The organism is Acinetobacter sp. AOR14_HL (assembly GCF_027855175.1).
Taxonomy (GTDB): Bacteria; Pseudomonadota; Gammaproteobacteria; order Pseudomonadales; family Moraxellaceae; genus Acinetobacter; species Acinetobacter calcoaceticus.
Genome location: NZ_JAKTII010000015.1, coordinates 44,913 through 62,586, shown reverse-complemented (window position 1 = coordinate 62,586; position 17,674 = coordinate 44,913). Strand labels below are relative to the sequence as shown.

9 protein-coding genes are annotated in these 17,674 nt (G+C 43.0%); all 9 read left to right on the top strand.

Going from position 1 to position 17,674, the window contains the following annotated elements:
* Positions 1-485: 485 nt before the first annotated feature.
* The 9 genes from abaR to MKL38_RS14630 all read left to right on the top strand — a co-directional run bounded on the left by abaR (position 486) and on the right by MKL38_RS14630 (position 17,580).
* Positions 486-1,202: a LuxR family transcriptional regulator AbaR gene (abaR, locus tag MKL38_RS14670; protein ID WP_270903607.1), complete on the top strand. Its 717-nt coding sequence runs from the start codon at positions 486-488 to the stop codon at positions 1,200-1,202.
* A gap of 844 nt (positions 1,203-2,046) precedes the next feature.
* Entirely contained in the window at positions 2,047-3,936 is a 1,890-nt protein-coding gene (locus tag MKL38_RS14665) for a fatty acyl-AMP ligase (RefSeq protein WP_270903606.1), read from the top strand.
* A 50-nt stretch (positions 3,937-3,986) separates the two neighbouring features.
* Entirely contained in the window at positions 3,987-5,762 is a 1,776-nt protein-coding gene (locus MKL38_RS14660; protein WP_270903673.1) for an acyl-CoA dehydrogenase, read from the top strand.
* Complete coding sequence (locus tag MKL38_RS14655) at positions 5,759-6,019, top strand: acyl carrier protein (protein WP_056483985.1); 261 nt, start codon at positions 5,759-5,761, stop codon at positions 6,017-6,019. The genes MKL38_RS14660 and MKL38_RS14655 overlap by 4 nt, the downstream gene beginning before the upstream one ends.
* Complete coding sequence (locus MKL38_RS14650; protein WP_270903605.1) at positions 6,016-9,975, top strand: non-ribosomal peptide synthetase; 3,960 nt, start codon at positions 6,016-6,018, stop codon at positions 9,973-9,975. The genes MKL38_RS14655 and MKL38_RS14650 overlap by 4 nt, the downstream gene beginning before the upstream one ends.
* 24 nt (positions 9,976-9,999) lie before the next feature.
* A complete protein-coding gene (locus MKL38_RS14645) occupies positions 10,000-13,641 on the top strand; it encodes an outer membrane lipoprotein-sorting protein (RefSeq protein ID WP_270903604.1) in 3,642 nt (1,213 codons plus the stop codon).
* The gene (locus MKL38_RS14640; RefSeq protein ID WP_270903603.1) at positions 13,638-14,912 is read left to right on the top strand and encodes a porin; all 1,275 of its coding nucleotides are present in this window, start codon (positions 13,638-13,640) and stop codon (positions 14,910-14,912) included. Before MKL38_RS14645 ends, MKL38_RS14640 begins: the two co-directional genes overlap by 4 nt.
* Before the next feature lie 53 nt (positions 14,913-14,965).
* Entirely contained in the window at positions 14,966-16,819 is a 1,854-nt protein-coding gene (locus MKL38_RS14635; protein WP_270903602.1) for an alpha/beta fold hydrolase, read from the top strand.
* On the top strand, positions 16,819-17,580 hold the full coding sequence (locus MKL38_RS14630) for a 4'-phosphopantetheinyl transferase family protein (RefSeq protein ID WP_270903601.1): 762 nt from the start codon (positions 16,819-16,821) through the stop codon (positions 17,578-17,580). Before MKL38_RS14635 ends, MKL38_RS14630 begins: the two co-directional genes overlap by 1 nt.
* Positions 17,581-17,674 lie beyond the last annotated feature (94 nt).

The following is a 17,674-nucleotide window of genomic DNA, read 5'->3' as shown; positions in this document are numbered from 1 at the left end:
TACTTACGCGGAAATTGAGCCATCTATAGCTTGAATATGAGAGTTGCTTGTTTCAAGGCTATCAATAGTTTAAGTTTTTCATATGTATTGTAGATAATATCTATCCTATTATTAAAATAATATTTTCGAAATCATTATCATTATTATGCATTTCATCAAATAATAAATAAAAAACTTATACTGCTAGTATCACTGGTAGACGTTATTCTTTAGTTAAATTAATAGAAATATACAAGTAAGGAGAAATAATAGGCTTCTTCTAAAAATAAAAAATACTCATTTTTGGAATAAAATGCATCCTGTAAATTTGAGGCTTTCAAGCATAATTCGCATGTGCAATATAACAACCTTAAAAAGCTTTCTGAAACCAGTTTATCCGGAAAATTTACCACCCTCTCAGGCTCAAAAATGTTGTTAATTGGATTATGAATTCACTATATGCAACTAAATAAAAATGATTTATGCATGAGGTTTAATAAGAGTAAATGGAAAATTGGCAAGAAGATCTACTATCAGCATCTCTGATGGTAAAAAATGAATATCAGCTATTTGAGGTCGTCAAATCTACAGCTTTAAAGCTCGGATTTGATTATTGTGCTTATGGTATGCAATCGCCATTATCTATTGCTGAACCAAAAACGATTATGTTGAATAATTATCCCGAAGCATGGCAGAAGCGTTATGTTAAACAGCAATATGTGAGGGTAGATCCAACTGTACAGCATTGTATGCTGTCACTTCAACCTCTTGTCTGGTCGAGTCAATCTGCGAACACACAATCTCAAAAAGATTTTTGGGAGGAGGCGCGTTCTTATGGTTTAAATGTTGGTTGGGCACAGTCAAGCCGTGACTTTATTGGTACAAGGGGGATGTTAACACTAGCAAGATCTGCTGACCAATTATCAGAAAAAGAGCAGAAAGCTCAATATACAAATATGTATTGGTTGTCTCAGACAGTGCATTCCAGCATTGCTAAAATTGTGAATGATGCAGAATTTGCTCAGTTTAATCTTTATTTAACGAACCGGGAAAAAGAGGTTCTACGTTGGACTGCGGAAGGAAAAACGTCAGCAGAGATAGCCCAGATTCTCGGGGTAACTGAAAGAACCATAAATTTTCATCTCTGTAACTCAATGCAGAAGTTAAATGTGAATAATAAAATTTCAGCAGCTATTCGGGCTGTGATGTTGGGGGTTTTATAAAGGTGGATATATAAAAGATAGAGAATTTTAATATTGAATTTTAAGAAAATAAAATATTATTAGATGTGTTTTTAAAATAAAATTAATTATTTGAAAAGTATTTTTTGATTTAATTAAAATGAATTTTTTAGAAAAACTTATTTGCTGTGGAGTCTGTATTTTTTAAAATTTAACTAATAATGTTTTTTTAATTTTTCTATTATTTTAATATTAATAATAAATATTTTTTTGATTAATATCCTTGGTGAAAATAAATATTCGTATTTTGGGGGTATTATCTATGGGTGAAATATATCGATTCTAAGTTTATATATTAGTCACGGTGCTGTACATGATTTCGAGCTATTCAAATACAATTTAAAGCAGATTACTTTATGAGCTTTATCCTTGTAAATAAAGGCTATTAGAGGATTTTACCTGAATCTTTTATTGCTCTTAAAAAGAGAAAGCACACAGTAAATTAGATCTTGAATACAAGATCTACAATCAAGAGAGCAACAAAATAAGAATACGAACTGGGTGTAAGTTGGCAGGCTAAAAACCTTGTTAAATATTATCGAAATAGATGCAAAAGATTGAATTTGAGTTTTAATTTCCAGATTCCACAAAATTGACTGAATAAAAATAATTTATGAAAGAGATCTAGTCTCTTAATTTTTAATAAATACAGGTCAACCTGTAAACCCTTACAGGTGTAATAAAAAACACTCGCACATAAAATATAATGTGAATTTATATTTTAAACAAAAAAAGTATATTCATTTTTTATTAAAAGCCCCAGCTAGACATGTAATTTCTGAATTAGCGAGTTTTAAGGGTGAATTATAAATAATTGGAGTAAGTTATGGCTGTAATGGGTACGGATAATATCATTGCAACTTTGGAATCCCACGCAAATTTAAATGGAGGCAGGATTGCTTTTGAATATTTGGGACGCCAATCTGGTGGTATTCAATCTCTGACGTATGCAGATCTGAACGAGCGGGTTCAATATCAAGCTCAAATATTAATGAACCTTGTAGACAGTGGCGATCGTGCCGTATTGCTGTTCGAGCCTGGACTGGACTTTATCGTATCGTTCTTTGCTTGTCTGAAAGCTAAAATTATCGCAGTACCTGTCAGCTTGCCTTTTAATCGCAACGGTTTTTCTAATATTTTGAATATTATGAATGACTGTGAGCCAAAGATCGTACTCACAACTCAGAAGATTCTTGAGCTATCAGGACTGATCACATTAAAAGCTCAAAATGAAAATCTAATATTGCATGCCGTTGATGCCGAATTGCAACGTGATTTGGTGGAAAAAGATTTTCCTCTGATTTCTGAAGAAGATATTTGCTTCCTACAATACACTTCAGGATCAACAGGTTGGCCTAAAGGTGTGATCGTCACCCATAAAAATATCATGGCAAATGAAGTCATGATTGCTGAAGCTTTTGGCACACAAGCCGATGATATCGGTCTTACATGGCTACCTGTTTATCACGATATGGGATTGATCGGCTCGGTTTTACAGACCGTGTATGTAGGTCTGACTTGCTATGTGATGTCACCGCTGGATTTTATCCGTAAACCTCTTAAATGGCTGCAATTCATTAGCGAGAAAGGGGTCACGATTAGTGGTGGGCCAAACTTTGCCTATGAATTATGCCTACACCGCATCTCGGATGATGAGGCTGCATCGCTTGATCTGAGCCGTGTGCGTGTGCTGTTTAACGGTGCCGAGCCGATCAAGGCCAACGTCATGCAGCGTTTCATGGAGAAGTTCAATACTCAGTCGAAATTGAGACTAGATACTTTCTTGCCGTGCTATGGCTTGGCAGAAGTTACGCTCTTAGTCAGTGGTGTAACTGGTCCTCTCAATGCTATCTCGATAGACCGTGAAAAGTTGAATGCCAACTTGGTGCAGACCAGCCAAGATCAGACAGCTGTGCAAGTGGTGAGCTGTGGCAAGATCTCAGCACACATTGATTGCCGTATTGTCAATCCGCATACCCGCAAAGAGGTGGGGGCTGATGAAGTCGGTGAAATCTGGCTAGCAGGCGAGAGTGTCACTGCGGGTTACTGGCAGAAGCCGGAGGTCAATCAGGAAACCTTTGCTGCAACCATCCTCGATAAAGCAGGTAAGCCTAGTCAAGTGCATTACTTAAGAACTGGTGATATGGGTTTTGTCAAAGATGGAGACCTATATGTGACTGGTCGCCTTAAGGATGTGATTATCATCCGTGGCAAAAACTATTACCCGCAAGATATCGAGTGCTCCGTCGAAGTAGCTCATCCTGCTGTCCGTAAGGGTTGTGTCGCAGCAGTGAATTTCGGTAATTCTGACGGTGTTACGGTTGTACTTGAGATCAAGAAGAAGTCGATAGACAAGACCCTTAATTTTGAAACCATCAGAACTCAGGTTAAAGAGCAAGTGGCGGCTGATATCGGCTTGCCTGTAGAAGGTGTCTATTTACTGCATCAAGGTCGGATAAACAAGACCACCAGCGGCAAAATTAGAAGAAGAAAAATTAAAGAGCAGATCGAGCGCGGTCAACTGATCTGTTTAACCCATCCAAACCGTAGAACGGTGATGGCCCGAAACTATGTCAAGAACGGCTTAGAAGTCATGCGTGATCGTGAGCAGCGGGGGCAACTCATTCGTTATAGCTCCAATCTACTCAATTCAATGATCAAGGAACGAGAAGTGCGCGCGCTCATTTTTAATCGACTGAAAAGTGCTTTGTTTTAATCCTTACCCTTTAATCATTTGAGCAAAAACTCATGTCACTTACGTCCAATTTGCGGCAGTTTCAATCTGCTGCTCGTCTGGAGCAAATTTTAGGCTCCGTACATGATACTAATAATGATTTTTCTTGGTCCGCGGCCATCGAGCGTGATGAGAAGGAGCAGTACCCTCAGCGTGCTGTTGACTTTCTGAATGCTGTGGGCATGAACCGTTTTTATGTACCTTCAGAGCTTGGAGGTCGCATGGAAATTGGTGAAGAGTTGCTATATCTGCATCGCGTGCTGGCACGACGTGATCTAACAATCAATTCGACCTATAGCACGAATGCTTGGTCTGTGATCGTATGGATCGGCGGTAATCCTAATCAATGCGAAAACATCGCTAGTCGGATTTTGAGTGGTGCTGCACCAGCGCTTGCTTATAGCGAGAAAGCGCATGGAGCCGATCTGTTATCCAGTGAAGTAACTGCACAAGCTTCCGAGAGTAAGTACGTCTTAAATGGCGAAAAATGGTCAATCAATCGTGCGACTCTAGGTGACTCTTTAAGTCTGATTGCTAAAACATCAGATGATCGTGGACCGCGTAGTCTGAGTGCATTTTGGCTTGATAAGCGTCACATGGCTTCTAAAGGAACCTATAGCCTGAACCGCTTGCCGACGGTGGGTATGCGTGGGCTAGATATTAGCGGTATTGGCTTTAATAATGCTGAAATTCACAAAGATGCCCTGATCGGTGAAGAAGGTCAGGGATTGGAGCTTGGACTCAAGACGCTACAGGTGACGCGTGCATATTGCAGCAGCTTCTCTCTAGGTGCGGGTGATACGATGCTGCGCATCGCAACCGAGTTTGCTATCGAACGCGAGTTGTATAACAAAAAAGTAATAAGCATTCCGTTGGTGCGTGAGCAACTTGCTACAGCTTATGCCTATCTATTAGCAGCTGAGGTGTTATCACTCGTTGGTGCGCGCGGGTTACATGTCTGTATCAATCAGTTCAGCACATGGTCACCTATCATCAAGGTACTGGTACCTGAGTATGTAGAGTCACTGGCCAAAATTACTTCCTCAGTGCTTGGGTCGCGTTTTTTCTTAAGAAATGCATATGCTGATGGAATGTACCAGAAAGCTTTCAGAGATCATCTGATCGTTAGTGTATTTGACGGCAGTAGTACCGTCTGTCTAGACAGCTTAAGTTTTCAGCTCAAATCTGCCAATAAAGGGCGTAGCAAAAAAGCCGACCATCTCGACCAAGCCGAAGCTAAAGCACGCTATCGCCAGTTGTATGACTTGCAGGTGGAAACCGATGCTATTGATTTCCGCGAGCTTGAGATTTTCAACCGAGATGGTGACTTGGTGATGGAGTCACTGGGAACGATCATCGAGATGCTCAACGATGCTGACGTTACAGGAGGGCTGGCTACTGAGACCCTGTCCACGCTACGTGAGCGTGCTGATCAGCTTCTTATCGAGCAGCGCACGCTAGATCAAAAAATTCAGGATTATTTCTCAAGTTCAGAGGCGGCCAAAGAGTTTGAAACTTTGCGTTTTAGTCTCGCTCGAGGCTACGCAGAACTGTTTGCCCGCATTGCTGTGCTGGGTTTTTGGGTCTTTAACCGTCATGGCTTAAGACCTGCTTTGCAGGATGGTGCATGGCTGATCATTTTCCTAAATGCTGCTGAAGGGCAGACGTCCCCTCCAATGACATCACTACGTGAAAACACATTGGCAGATCTGCTAGACCGAATTTCAAACAACCATATGTTATCTGTCATCGATTTTGCACTGGCACCGCGTGATGCCAAACCGGTTAAAGAGGATATTACCCCATGAATAAAGATAAAGCTTACTGGAGCGAAATCATTCGTACGCTAGTAGCTAAAGAAATGCGTGTCGAGCCCCAGACTCTTGATCCACAGCAAAAATTTACCAGTTACGGTCTTGATTCTATCGTCGCTTTATCGGTGTCTGGGGATCTAGAGGATCTAACACAACTGGAACTTGAGCCGACACTACTATGGGATTACCCAACCATTAATGCGTTGGCTGAATATATTGTTTCTCAGTTGGAGCAGGGAGTTGCTTCGTGAACAACCTTGTACGACTGGAACCTGCAATTCTATCGCGCCATGCGATTTCTGCAGAACAGCTCGGCATCTGGTACATCCAGCGGCTTGAGTCAACTTGCAGTGCCTACAATATGGTGGTGGCCTTTGATGTCAAGGTCAACCAACCGTTGGGCAATAAGCCGATGGAGATTCTAGAGGCGGTAATGCATGATTATCCGCTGCTGCGTGTAAGCATGCCTGCCAATGATCAGGGTATTGAGCAACTTATCTGGGATCGTATCTATCCTAATATTATCGTGTCGGATGCCCGCCATGTCGATGCATCTGATTTGACGCAATTAGTCGAGCAGGATACGAAGCAGCCCTTTGATCTGACCCAGCCACCGCTGTGGCGTATTCATTGCTATGAGCGCGGTCAAAATCACTATGTGATTGCGGTTGTGATTCATCATGCCTTAATGGATTTCTGGTCGATTGGTCTCTTATTGCGTGATGTCTGCAAACGTTTTGGACTAGTTACAGAGTCAGACGTAGTGAACGGAATCGAGTTCGCACAGTATGCAGATAAGCAGCAGAGTACTGCGATTGACGATGCTGATGAGAGTCTACTTTTCTGGAAAAATGCGTTACAACATGCACCACACGTGCATAGCATTCCGCTTGATTATCCTCGTCCGGCTGTGCAGCAACATAAAGGCAGCTCACAGGTTTTCCGTGTGCCTGAGTCAGTGTCATCTGGTCTTGTGAACTTGGCGAAAGATTATGAGATCACGCTGTTTGGACTCGTACTATCTGGCTTTTATATCCTGCTACACAAGCTATCGAATGAAAATGATCTTGTTATTGCCACACCAGTAGCTGGTCGACTTGAACGTTCTCTGCGCAATGCACTGGGGCAGTTTGTCAATACGATTGCTATTCACATGAACATCGATGCTGATCAGACTTTACGTCAGTTTACACAGCAGGTGCAGGAACAATTAAGACAAAGTCTCAAGCATCAAAAAGTTGCCTTTTCCAGAGTGGTTGAGGCTGTTTCACCAAAGCGTGATGGCAGTATTAATCCATTGGCACAGGTGGGAATGTTCTGGGAACGTCTAGGTGGTATGGATGAGTTTAAAGAATTACTCTTACCAATCCAGACCCCAGCGACTTTGGTTGGTCAAGAGCTGACGTTAGGAAGTTTTCCGGTTCGCCAGCAAGAAGGTCAATTGGATCTTACGCTGGAAATGGGCGGTGAATATCAAGGCGAACTCGTTGGCGTACTGAAATACAACTCCGAGCTATTTTCTGCACAATCTGCCGATAATATGGTGCAACTGCTGCAAGCTGTACTATCAGAAATGGTGGCTCATCCTGAGCGTAAGATCGTTGAGTTAGATATCGCACCTGATTATAAGGATGGTATCCAGTTCGATGCCCTACGTGGACAGGCTACTGATTATCCTCAACATGATCTATTGGGAATGATTCTAAAGCAGATCGATGAGCGTGGTGATCATCATGCTCTGACCTCGAAGGATCATGCGGTTAGCTATCGTGAGTTAGGTCAACATATCGCTGGTATTGCTGAATATTTGCGTGCGCACGACGTTACCCGTGGTGATCGTGTAGGTCTGATGTTAGACCGCACAGCTTTATTGCCAGCAGCAATCCTCGGGATCTGGGCGGCAGGAGCAGCTTATGTACCGCTAGATCCTAATTTCCCAAGTGAACGTCTACATAACATCATCGAAGATGCTGAACCTAAAGTCATCTTGACTCAAACCGAGTTGATGGATGCTCTTAACGTTTCTGTACCGCGTTTAGATATCAATCAAGCTGGCGTTGTGCCCCTTGAGCAAGTGCGCGAGACGCTGGCCTTTGGTGAAACCGCTTATGTGATGTACACCTCTGGCTCGACAGGTAAGCCTAAAGGTGTGCGTATTGGGCATCCTTCAATCATCAATTTCTTGCTATCTATGAATGATAGATTGCAAGTAACGACTGAGACTCAGTTGTTAGCAATCACCACTTATGCATTTGATATTTCAATTCTTGAGTTACTGATTCCGCTGATGTACGGCGGTGTTGTACATGTTTGCCCACGTGAGGTATCACAAGACGGCAATCAATTGGTGGATTATCTAAATACTAAGTCTATCAATGTTTTGCAGGCAACACCGGCTTCTTGGAAAATGCTCTTAGACAGTGAGTGGAGCGGCAATGTAGGGTTGACTGCACTCTGTGGCGGCGAAGCACTAGATACTATTCTAGCAGAAAAACTGCTGGGTAAAGTTGGCTGTCTCTGGAATGTTTATGGCCCGACTGAAACTACGGTATGGTCAAGTGCGGCTCGTATCACTGATGCAAAATTTATTGATTTAGGCGAACCACTGGCGAACACCCAGCTTTATGTCCTTGATGAACAGCAGCGTTTAGTCCCGCCAGGCGTTATGGGAGAGCTTTGGATTGGAGGTGATGGTCTGGCAGTCGATTACTGGCATCGACCTGAACTGACAGATGCGCAATTTAGAACTTTGCCATCTCTACCAAATGCCGGTCGACTCTATCGCACCGGAGATAAAGTCTGTCTGCGTACGGATGGACATTTAACTCATCATGGACGTCTAGATTTCCAAGTCAAGATTCGTGGATTCCGTATTGAACTAGGCGAAATCGAGAATGTTCTCAAACAGATCGACGGTATCACAGACGCAGTTGTGTTGGTTAAGACGACTACCAGCAATGATCAGAAACTGGTGGCCTATTTAATTGGACATGAGATTGACATTGCTAATCTGAAAAAGACGATGCAAATCCATCTACCAGCTTACATGGTGCCAAATACGTTTATTACATTGGACCAGTTTCCAATGACGGCTAACAATAAGCTAGATCGTAAAGCGTTTCCTGAGCCTGTGTTTGAGCAAAGTAACGATTATGTTGCGCCACGTGATCCGATTGAAATTGAACTCTGTACTACCTTTGAGCAGATTTTGTCGGTTAAACGGGTTGGTATACATGATGACTTCTTTGACTTGGGTGGACATTCATTACTGGCTGTGAAGCTTGTTAATCACCTCAAAAAAGCTTTTGGTACTGAACTATCAGTTGCTTTGCTGGCCCAATATTCCACTGTGGCGAGTCTGGGCGAGATCATTCGTGAAAATAAAGAAATTAAGCCTTCCATCGTAATTGAACTGCGCCGTGGAACTTACGAGCAACCTTTGTGGCTCTTCCATCCAATTGGTGGCAGTACCTTCTGTTATATGGAACTTTCGCGTCATCTTAATCCGAAACGTACCTTGTGTGCTATTCAGTCTCCTGGACTAATTGAAGCAGATGCTGCAGAAGTGGCAATCGAAGATATGGCGACGCTCTATATTGCTGAAATGCAAAAGACGCAGCCTGAGGGACCTTATTTCCTCGGTGGCTGGTGCTTTGGCGGTGCGATTGCATACGAGATCAGTCATCAGTTGCGTCAAATGGGGCAGCAGGTCACAGGGATTGTCATGATCGATACCCGAGCTCCAATTACAGAGAATGTGCCTGAAGATGCCGACGATGCGATGCTTTTGTCTTGGTTTGCCCGTGATCTGGCTGCGCCTTATGGTAAGAAGTTGACGATACCAGCGCAATACTTGCGTGAATTGAGTCCAGATCACATGTTTGATCATGTGCTTAAAGAAGCCAAGGCCATCAATGTGCTACCTCTAGATGCAGACCCATCAGATTTCCGACTTTACTTTGATACCTATTTGGCGAATGGCATCGCACTCCAGACCTATTTCCCAGAGCCTGAAGATTTTCCGATCCTCTTGGTTAAGGCTAAAGATGAGCTGGAAGATTTTGGCGAAAGTCTAGGCTGGGACCAACTGGTCAAAGACACATTTACACAGGTGGATCTGCCTGGTGACCATTCATCAATTATGTACGCTGAGAATGTCGTGGCTGTTGCCCAGACAATTGATCAGATGTATCCAATTCCCGCATAAGAAATACAAGAAGGTAGAACCACTATGGTGACCATAGAACATGCTTTCCTCATACCGGCCGAGATTGACAAGGTTTTCAACTATCTTGCAAACCCGGCCAATGATGCAGGCTGGCAATTGTCGTGTAAGCATTCTGAACTGCTAGACAATACTCCGCGTGTGGGCAGCAAGTACGAAATCGGTTTTAGCTTTATTGGACGTGAGATGTCCTTTAAAGGTGAAATCACCCATCTAGTACCGAACGAATTGTATGCGTTTAAAGTAGTGGAAGGACCTTTCCACTACACAGGTACTTACCGCTTCAAACCACATCCAGAAGGTACATGGATTGAGTGGGTATTTGAGGCAGAGCCAGGTAGCTTTTTTGGTGTATTGCCCCCAGCGCTGCTAAAAAAAATGGTCCTCGCCCAGTTCAAGAAAGACGTTGCTAATCTTGAAGCATTGGCTCAGAAGGGCGAAGCCTATGAGTCGGTTGGTAAGCAGACGCACGAGACCAATAAACCACGCCGCAAGACTCATCAGGTGATGGAACAATATGCGCGTTGGATTCTCAAACATCGCCGTATCGTACTGACGGTGGTGATGCTTTTGACGATTGCACTGGCGTATCTCGCATCTGGCGTGAAAATTATTATTGACCCAGATGCGCTTGCGCCCAAAGGACATCCTTATATCACCTCGACCAAGCTGATAGAAAAGAAATTCGGCTCTAAGTATATGGTCGTGATTGGTATTACACCGAAGCAGGGTGATATTTATCAGCCGCAAGTGTTAGAAAAAGTCAAACGCATTACCGAAGAAGTGGATAATGCACCGGGTGTGGTTCGATCTACTCTGATGAGTCTGGCTGCACGTCAGGCCAAAGGGATCACCGCCAATTCGGATGGCTTTGATGCCAAGAAATTACTGCCGAACAGTTCTGTGACCGAAGGTGATGTCGATCACCTGAAAAAACTGTTGGCGCTGAATCCAATCTATATGAATTCAGTCGTATCTAAAGATCAGAAAACTGCTGCTATTTTGCTTGAGCTTGAGGAAAGTCCAGAGGGCTTCCAAAAGATGATGGGCCCAATCAACAAAATCGTAGCGGCTGAACAGTCTAAGGATATGACTATCAGTGTCGGCGGCAATCCTGTTTATTTGGATAAAGCCGAAGATTACTCTAAACGGATCAATATCTTGTTCCCGATTGCCATACTGGTCATTGGGTTATTGCACTTCGAAGCATTCCGCAGTAAGCAGGGTTTGATCCTTCCACTAGTTACAGCTTTACTGGCTGTGGCATGGGGTATGGGTATGATGGGTCTGTTCAAACAGCCAATGGATATCTTTAACTCTCCTACACCTATTCTGATTCTGGCCATTGCGGCAGGGCATGCCGTGCAGTTGCTCAAGCGATACTATGAAGACTTTGATCGACTGACTGCCCAAGGTATGGAACCTAAAGCTGCGAATAGCGAAGCCGTGGTGCAGTCTATGGTTCGTGTTGGTCCGGTTATGATATTGGCTGGCGGAATTGCAGCGGCTGGATTCTTCTCGCTGTTGACCTTTAATATTCCGACCATCCGTTCATTCGGTATTTTTACAGGAATCGGGATCATCAGTACGCTGATTATTGAGATGACTTTTATTCCTGTACTTCGCTCGATGCTACCACCGCCTTCGGTTACCAAGGTCGCACGCAAAGGTTTACCGATCTGGGACTGGATTCCAAAACGCATTGGCGATGTCATTTTGTCAGTTCGTCCGCGAATGATGCTAATGACTGTGATTGCAGTACTGGGTGTTTTTCTTGCTATTGGCACAAGCCGTATTGTGGTAGATAACGATAGCCGAAACTTCTTCTCGCGCGACCTACCAATGCAGCAAGATGACAGATTTCTGAATCAGTCTCTTGGCGGTACAAACAGTCTCTACATCATGGTCGATACTAAGGTTCGTGATGGTATTGAAAATCCAGAAATCCTAAAAGCGATTGATAATACAGAAAAGTTCGCGAATTCAATTCCAGAGGTCGGTAAAACTATCTCTATCGTGGACTATATCAAGAGAATGAATCAGGCAATGAATGCCGATCAGCCACAGGCATTTCAGGTTCCAGCAACCAAAGATGTCGTTGCTCAGTATCTGCTGTTGTACTCAATGTCTGGTGAGCCGACTGATTTTGAATCTTACATTGATACGACTCAGCGCTATGCCAAGATCACGATTCTGCTGAAAACGGGTAGTAATCACCGCATCAAAGAAATCCTTGAGTCGCTAAAAACGTATATGGCGGGTCAGTTGGGCGATAAAGCTGTCGTAAGTTTTGGTGGTGATGTGACTCAGACCATTGCTTTGACTGAAACAATGGTTCACGGCAAGCTCATGAATATTCTACAGATTTCATTTGCTGTATTCTTTATCTCAGCGCTGGTTTTCCGCTCACTTTCAGCGGGACTAATTGTCCTGACACCACTTCTATTCTCGATTCTTGCAATCTTTGGTGTGATGGGCTGGCTCGACATTCCGCTCAATATTCCGAACTCCCTCATCTCGGCCATGGCTGTCGGTATTGGTGCAGATTATGCCATTTACTTCCTCTATCGCTTGCGTGAAATCTTGCGCGAAGAAGGGGGCGATATCAAAGATGCTATTCGTAAAACTTTAAGTACTGCTGGTAAGGCTTCACTTTTTGTCGCGACTGCGGTTGCTGGTGGTTACGGTGTGCTGTCCTTGTCGCAAGGCTTCCACGTCCATCAATGGCTAGCGATGTTTATTGTGATTGCGATGCTTTTCAGTGTATTTGCAACCTTAATTATGGTACCTACAATGATTCTAATGTTGAAACCTCGTTTTATCTTTCCCTCAAATAAAAAGAACATTACCGTTGCACAAACTGTTGTGACAAGTCTTTTGTTGGGTACTGCACTCACCATGTCGATGCCTAAAACATCTTATGCAGATGAAGTTCAAGACATTGTTAATCGTAGTGATGATGCCTCTAAGTTCTTGTCTTCAAGTGCTAGTGCTAAATTTGTGCTGACGTCTAAAAGCGGCGAGCAACGCGTGCGTCTGACTAAAAATATGACTAAGCTTGCTGGAAATACTCAGAACAATATGCGTTTGACTGAATTCATCTCACCAGCAGATGTACAAGGTACCACGACGCTGTTGATTGAGAACTCAAAAGGCAGTGATAGCATGTTTGTCTATTTGCCTGCATTGAAAAAAGTGCGCCGTCTGGCATCGGCGAATAAGGGCGATGCTTTTATTGGTACGGACTTTAGTTATGGTGATGTACTTGGCTATAAGCTAAGTGACTGGAAATACACGAAACTGGCAGATGGCAAATTTAATGGCAAAGATTGCTACATGATTGAAGCAACGCCAATCAATAATACTGTGAAGAGTGACTTTGGTTATAGCAAACGTCGCATGTGCATACTCAAAGACAACTTTGTTACAGCAACCATCGACATTTGGGATACAGCAGGTAAGCCGTTAAAACATATTGAGTTCACGGATATCCGTCCTTACGGCAAAGTGAAACCAAGATGGCAGGCCATGAAATCTATGGCAAAGAATCTGCAAACTCAGCATATGACACAAGTTATCGTCAGTGATTTTGTCGCAGAAAAAACCTTATCTGATAAGATTTTCTCACCGCAGAGCCTTGAAAAATGACGCAAGGTGCCTATTGGGTATTTGCATGCTGCAGTAGCTTTATGCTACTGCAGCATGCTTATGCAGATGACAGCGAAATTAGTTTTGTGAGCCAGAACTCAGCCAGATTAGATGTGTGGTCATCGGATCGTGATCTAAGCTCGTTAAAAAACATTGGGCAAGCAAGTTTCTGGTCCAATGGTACGCTCAAGTTTAACCCTGAGTTTAAGATCCATTACGACATAAATATTGGAGACGAAACGGACCATACTGTAAACCCAGATCAGGTAAGTAAGGTGAATCGCAACTTACGTGAGTTGTACGCATCTTATAACTGGGATCAGACGGTTTATCTCGACTTTGGTCGCCAGATTGTAGTCTGGGGGAGAGCTGACGGGATTAACCCAACAGATAACCTATCGCCCCGTGACTATACGCGTCTAGTGCCAGATGAGACAGATCAACGTCTTGGAAATGATGCTCTCAAATTGACGTATATTCCTGAATCTGGAACCAATAAATGGACGGCATTGTGGTATCCGCGTAGTCGTTCAGATGTGATTCCATTACGTCAAATTGCTGGTGTTCAGTATGACATAGACCGTAAGAGCCGTCCTGCGTTTGCAATGCGTTGGGATTATTCCGTAGATGGTCTAGATGTTGGGGCATCGTATTTCTCAGGTTTGGATCACATGCCCGATCTGTCAGTTCTTTCAGCGTCTCCAACAGGGGAGGCAACATTGCAACTGAAAAATAATCCTATGTCCGTCTATGGCTTTGATTTCAGTTATAACCATAACGATCTCGTGTGGCGAGGTGAAGCTGCGTATACAAAGACAGACTCGGATGGTAGTGAAGATCTTACGCACAAAAAAAATAATCTGACCGTGGTCATGGGTCCAGAATTAGCATTGAAGAATTCCACGCTAAGTTTAGTAGGCGTGTACAAACATACGGAGGACTTTAGATCTGCCGACAGTCTAACAAATCCATTATTGAGAGAAGTTTACCGTTATCAGCAAACAATCAGTGACCAATATGAGCAGGATCAGTATGGAGCTATGCTGCGCTATGCACTTAACTTGCTGAACGATAATCTAAAGCTGGAAGTAACAGGATTCTATTTTGCACCAGAGCCTAATGAATTGTTGAGAGTACGTATTAATTACAGCCTCAATGATCACTGGCAGTTGAATGCAGGTGGAGATCGCTTCTGGGGTAAAAATGATACGGTGTTAGGACAATTTAGAGATAACAGTCTGGTGTATGCCCAGATTCGATATAATTTTTAAGATAATTCGCTCCAAAACAATGCTGGAGTGCCCAGTCCCTAATAAGGTGATTTATGGATAATTTAAATAACGCAAAAAAAGATAATTTTTCACGGAAGACCATATTAGTAACAGGTGCAGCAGGTTTTATTGGCAGCAGACTGATCGTTGAACTTTTACGTGAAGGTCATCAGGTGATTGCTGCGCTGCGTAATGCCGCAACCAAGAAAGATAAGCTGTTAGGTTTCATTGCAACGCAAGGGCTAGTTGATCCATCTATTTCGTTTGTTGAATATGATTTAAGCCGTGACTTTAAGCTGGACTCTCTGCTAGCGGATGCTCAGGCAAAGATCCATGTTGTCTATCATCTTGCTGCTTCATTTAATTGGGGCATTAGCAAAGCTGAAGCTGAGCGTACGAACATTAAATCAGGACTTGCCTTAATTGAATGGGCTGCAACATTGAAGCAGCTTGAGCGATTTATCTGGATTGGCGGATATCGTGTGGCTGCTCCACCGCAAGAATCGGCTGATGAGTTGTATTGCAAACATGGTGGCTATGAGGCTTCGAAAATTTTGGGTTATCAAGCCTTCATTGAGGCCTGTAAGCGTTTAAATGTGCCATGGACTGCAATAAATCCAGCGACAGTCATTGATGGTTTCTATACATATGGCGATATGCAGTATATAGGTGTCGCCGACATGATTGATAAGCTATATCAGGGCCGCTTGCTGGCATTGCCAGGTGGGCGTGACACATTCCTGCCGCTGTGCAATATGCAGTATATCGTGAGCTTTCTGATCCGAACGATGTCTTATCCTGAGACCATTGCTCAGGAGTATATGCTGCTTGATCCTGCGACACCGAAATTTCATAGCCTAGTTCACCTAGCTGCTGAGCACTTAGGAGTCAGCTCACCACATTTACAAGTACCCAAAGGTCTACTCGAGAAATTACCTGAGGTATTGCTTGACGGTTCTAAAGAACAACTCTCTTTCATTTCTACCGAGCACTATCATGTTGCTGGGGCAGAGGCGATGGCAGCGAAGATGGGTATCGCTGACCTGATCAATATCAGTCCTTATTTCTCGCGCTGGATTGATCGCTTGGTTCTTACACGTTTTGGTCGCATGCAAGTACCTACACCTAGTGGTTTTGGCTATCAGAATCGATATTGGACAGAAATTTATACTAAACAGCCAGTTAAATCAGAAAAATCATCTGCATTATTTTTACATGGGATTCCATTCGATAGTGCATGCTGGTCTCCAATCATCAATAAAATCACATACGATCAAGTCGCTATGATGGACTTGCCGGGACTTGGGCGTTCAGGCAGTTATGAGGTGGTGGAGGATAACAACCGTCAGTTTATCGACACTGCTGCAAAGCTTTTAGCGCCAAATAGTGTTGTTATTGCACACTCGCTAGGGTGTCTCTTTGCATTGAATTTTGCAAAGAAATATCCAGATAAAGTTGCACGCCTTATCCTCATATCGCCTTATTTTGTTCAGGCGCAGGCTGCTAAAATGTTTCAGATACAAGCCATATCTAAACTAATTTTCCGTTTTGTACCGAAAGATATGATTGCTAAAGATCTACATCCAGATGGACAGCAAAATCCGTCTGTTGGTTATGCGATGGATTCATTACGTCGGGTGTCTGTAGCCAAGCATATTAGTGAGTATATGCATCGCATTAGTTTGCCGCAGCAGCGTGCAACTCAAACAGCTTTGTTAAATGAGCTTGGATCTAAAGTTGAAATCGTTGTGGGAGATAAAGACCCAATTGTTACTACAATAAGCTCAGATATCCCTGTACATATCATAGCTGGTACAGGCCATAATCCACACGTCACACATGTAGAGGCAGTTTCTGACTATCTCGCACCTGTTCTGACGAAATACAGCAGCACTACAGCTTCCTAATGTCTGATAGTGCCCAAGTACAGGTTTATGTCTGCCCAGTTTCACGGGTACCACAAGACCATTTGGTATTGAGTCATTATCTCGGCTTTCTCAGTTCGGCAGAGAAGCTGAGATATGATCAATATCATCCTAAGGCGGCTCGTCTTTTCTTAATCTCTCGCGTATTAGTGAAGACTGTCTTGGCAGATAAGCTAGGTATCTCGCCCCATGAAGTTAATATTGAATTACATCCCAATGGTAAGCCTTTTGTAGAAGGTAGCAAGGCTGTGTATTTTAATCTTACTCACTCAGCGGACGTTATTATTCTTGCTGTGACTGAAGAAGGGGAAATAGGAGTTGATATTGAAGAAGTGGATCGTGAGTTCGAGTGGATGCGTGTCGATAGTGTGTTAGCACCGACTGAAATTGAATGGATTAAAGAGAATGAACTCACTGATCCATTCAGTGTATTTCAGCGGTTTTTTCAAATATGGACATTAAAAGAGGCTTATATTAAATGTACTGGCGATGGAATGAGTCGTCATTTAAAGATGCTCAACTTTCATGTGTTGTCCGAATGTATACAGTTTCTCGACTCAACCAATAATGCTCAAAAAACAGAAGAGTATTATTTTGAAAGTTATATATATGATTCTAACTTCATCTTTTCTATCTGTTTACAACAAAGCCATAACCTAGAAAGATTTAATTTGGACTGTTTTCAATTATTACCCTTTATATCTACGCATCGAATAACTCCAACGCCTTGTACATATAACTAGATTGAATCGTTATAACTGACGATTTAAAAATGTGAATCTAGTAGTGAAATGTTTAGCTTTGAGCTTGAGCCATTCTCAATGAATTACGCTGTGA

Excerpts from the sequence above, each read along its gene's own strand:
- abaR (WP_270903607.1), top strand. The coding sequence starts at position 486 with ATGGAAAATTGGCAAGAAGATCTACTATCAGCATCTCTGATGGTAAAA.
- MKL38_RS14665 (WP_270903606.1), top strand. The coding sequence starts at position 2,047 with ATGGCTGTAATGGGTACGGATAATATCATTGCAACTTTGGAATCCCAC.
- MKL38_RS14655 (WP_056483985.1), top strand. The coding sequence starts at position 5,759 with ATGAATAAAGATAAAGCTTACTGGAGCGAAATCATTCGTACGCTAGTA.
- MKL38_RS14645 (WP_270903604.1), top strand. The coding sequence starts at position 10,000 with ATGGTGACCATAGAACATGCTTTCCTCATACCGGCCGAGATTGACAAG.
- MKL38_RS14640 (WP_270903603.1), top strand. The coding sequence starts at position 13,638 with ATGACGCAAGGTGCCTATTGGGTATTTGCATGCTGCAGTAGCTTTATG.
- MKL38_RS14635 (WP_270903602.1), top strand. The coding sequence starts at position 14,966 with ATGGATAATTTAAATAACGCAAAAAAAGATAATTTTTCACGGAAGACC.
- MKL38_RS14630 (WP_270903601.1), top strand. The coding sequence starts at position 16,819 with ATGTCTGATAGTGCCCAAGTACAGGTTTATGTCTGCCCAGTTTCACGG.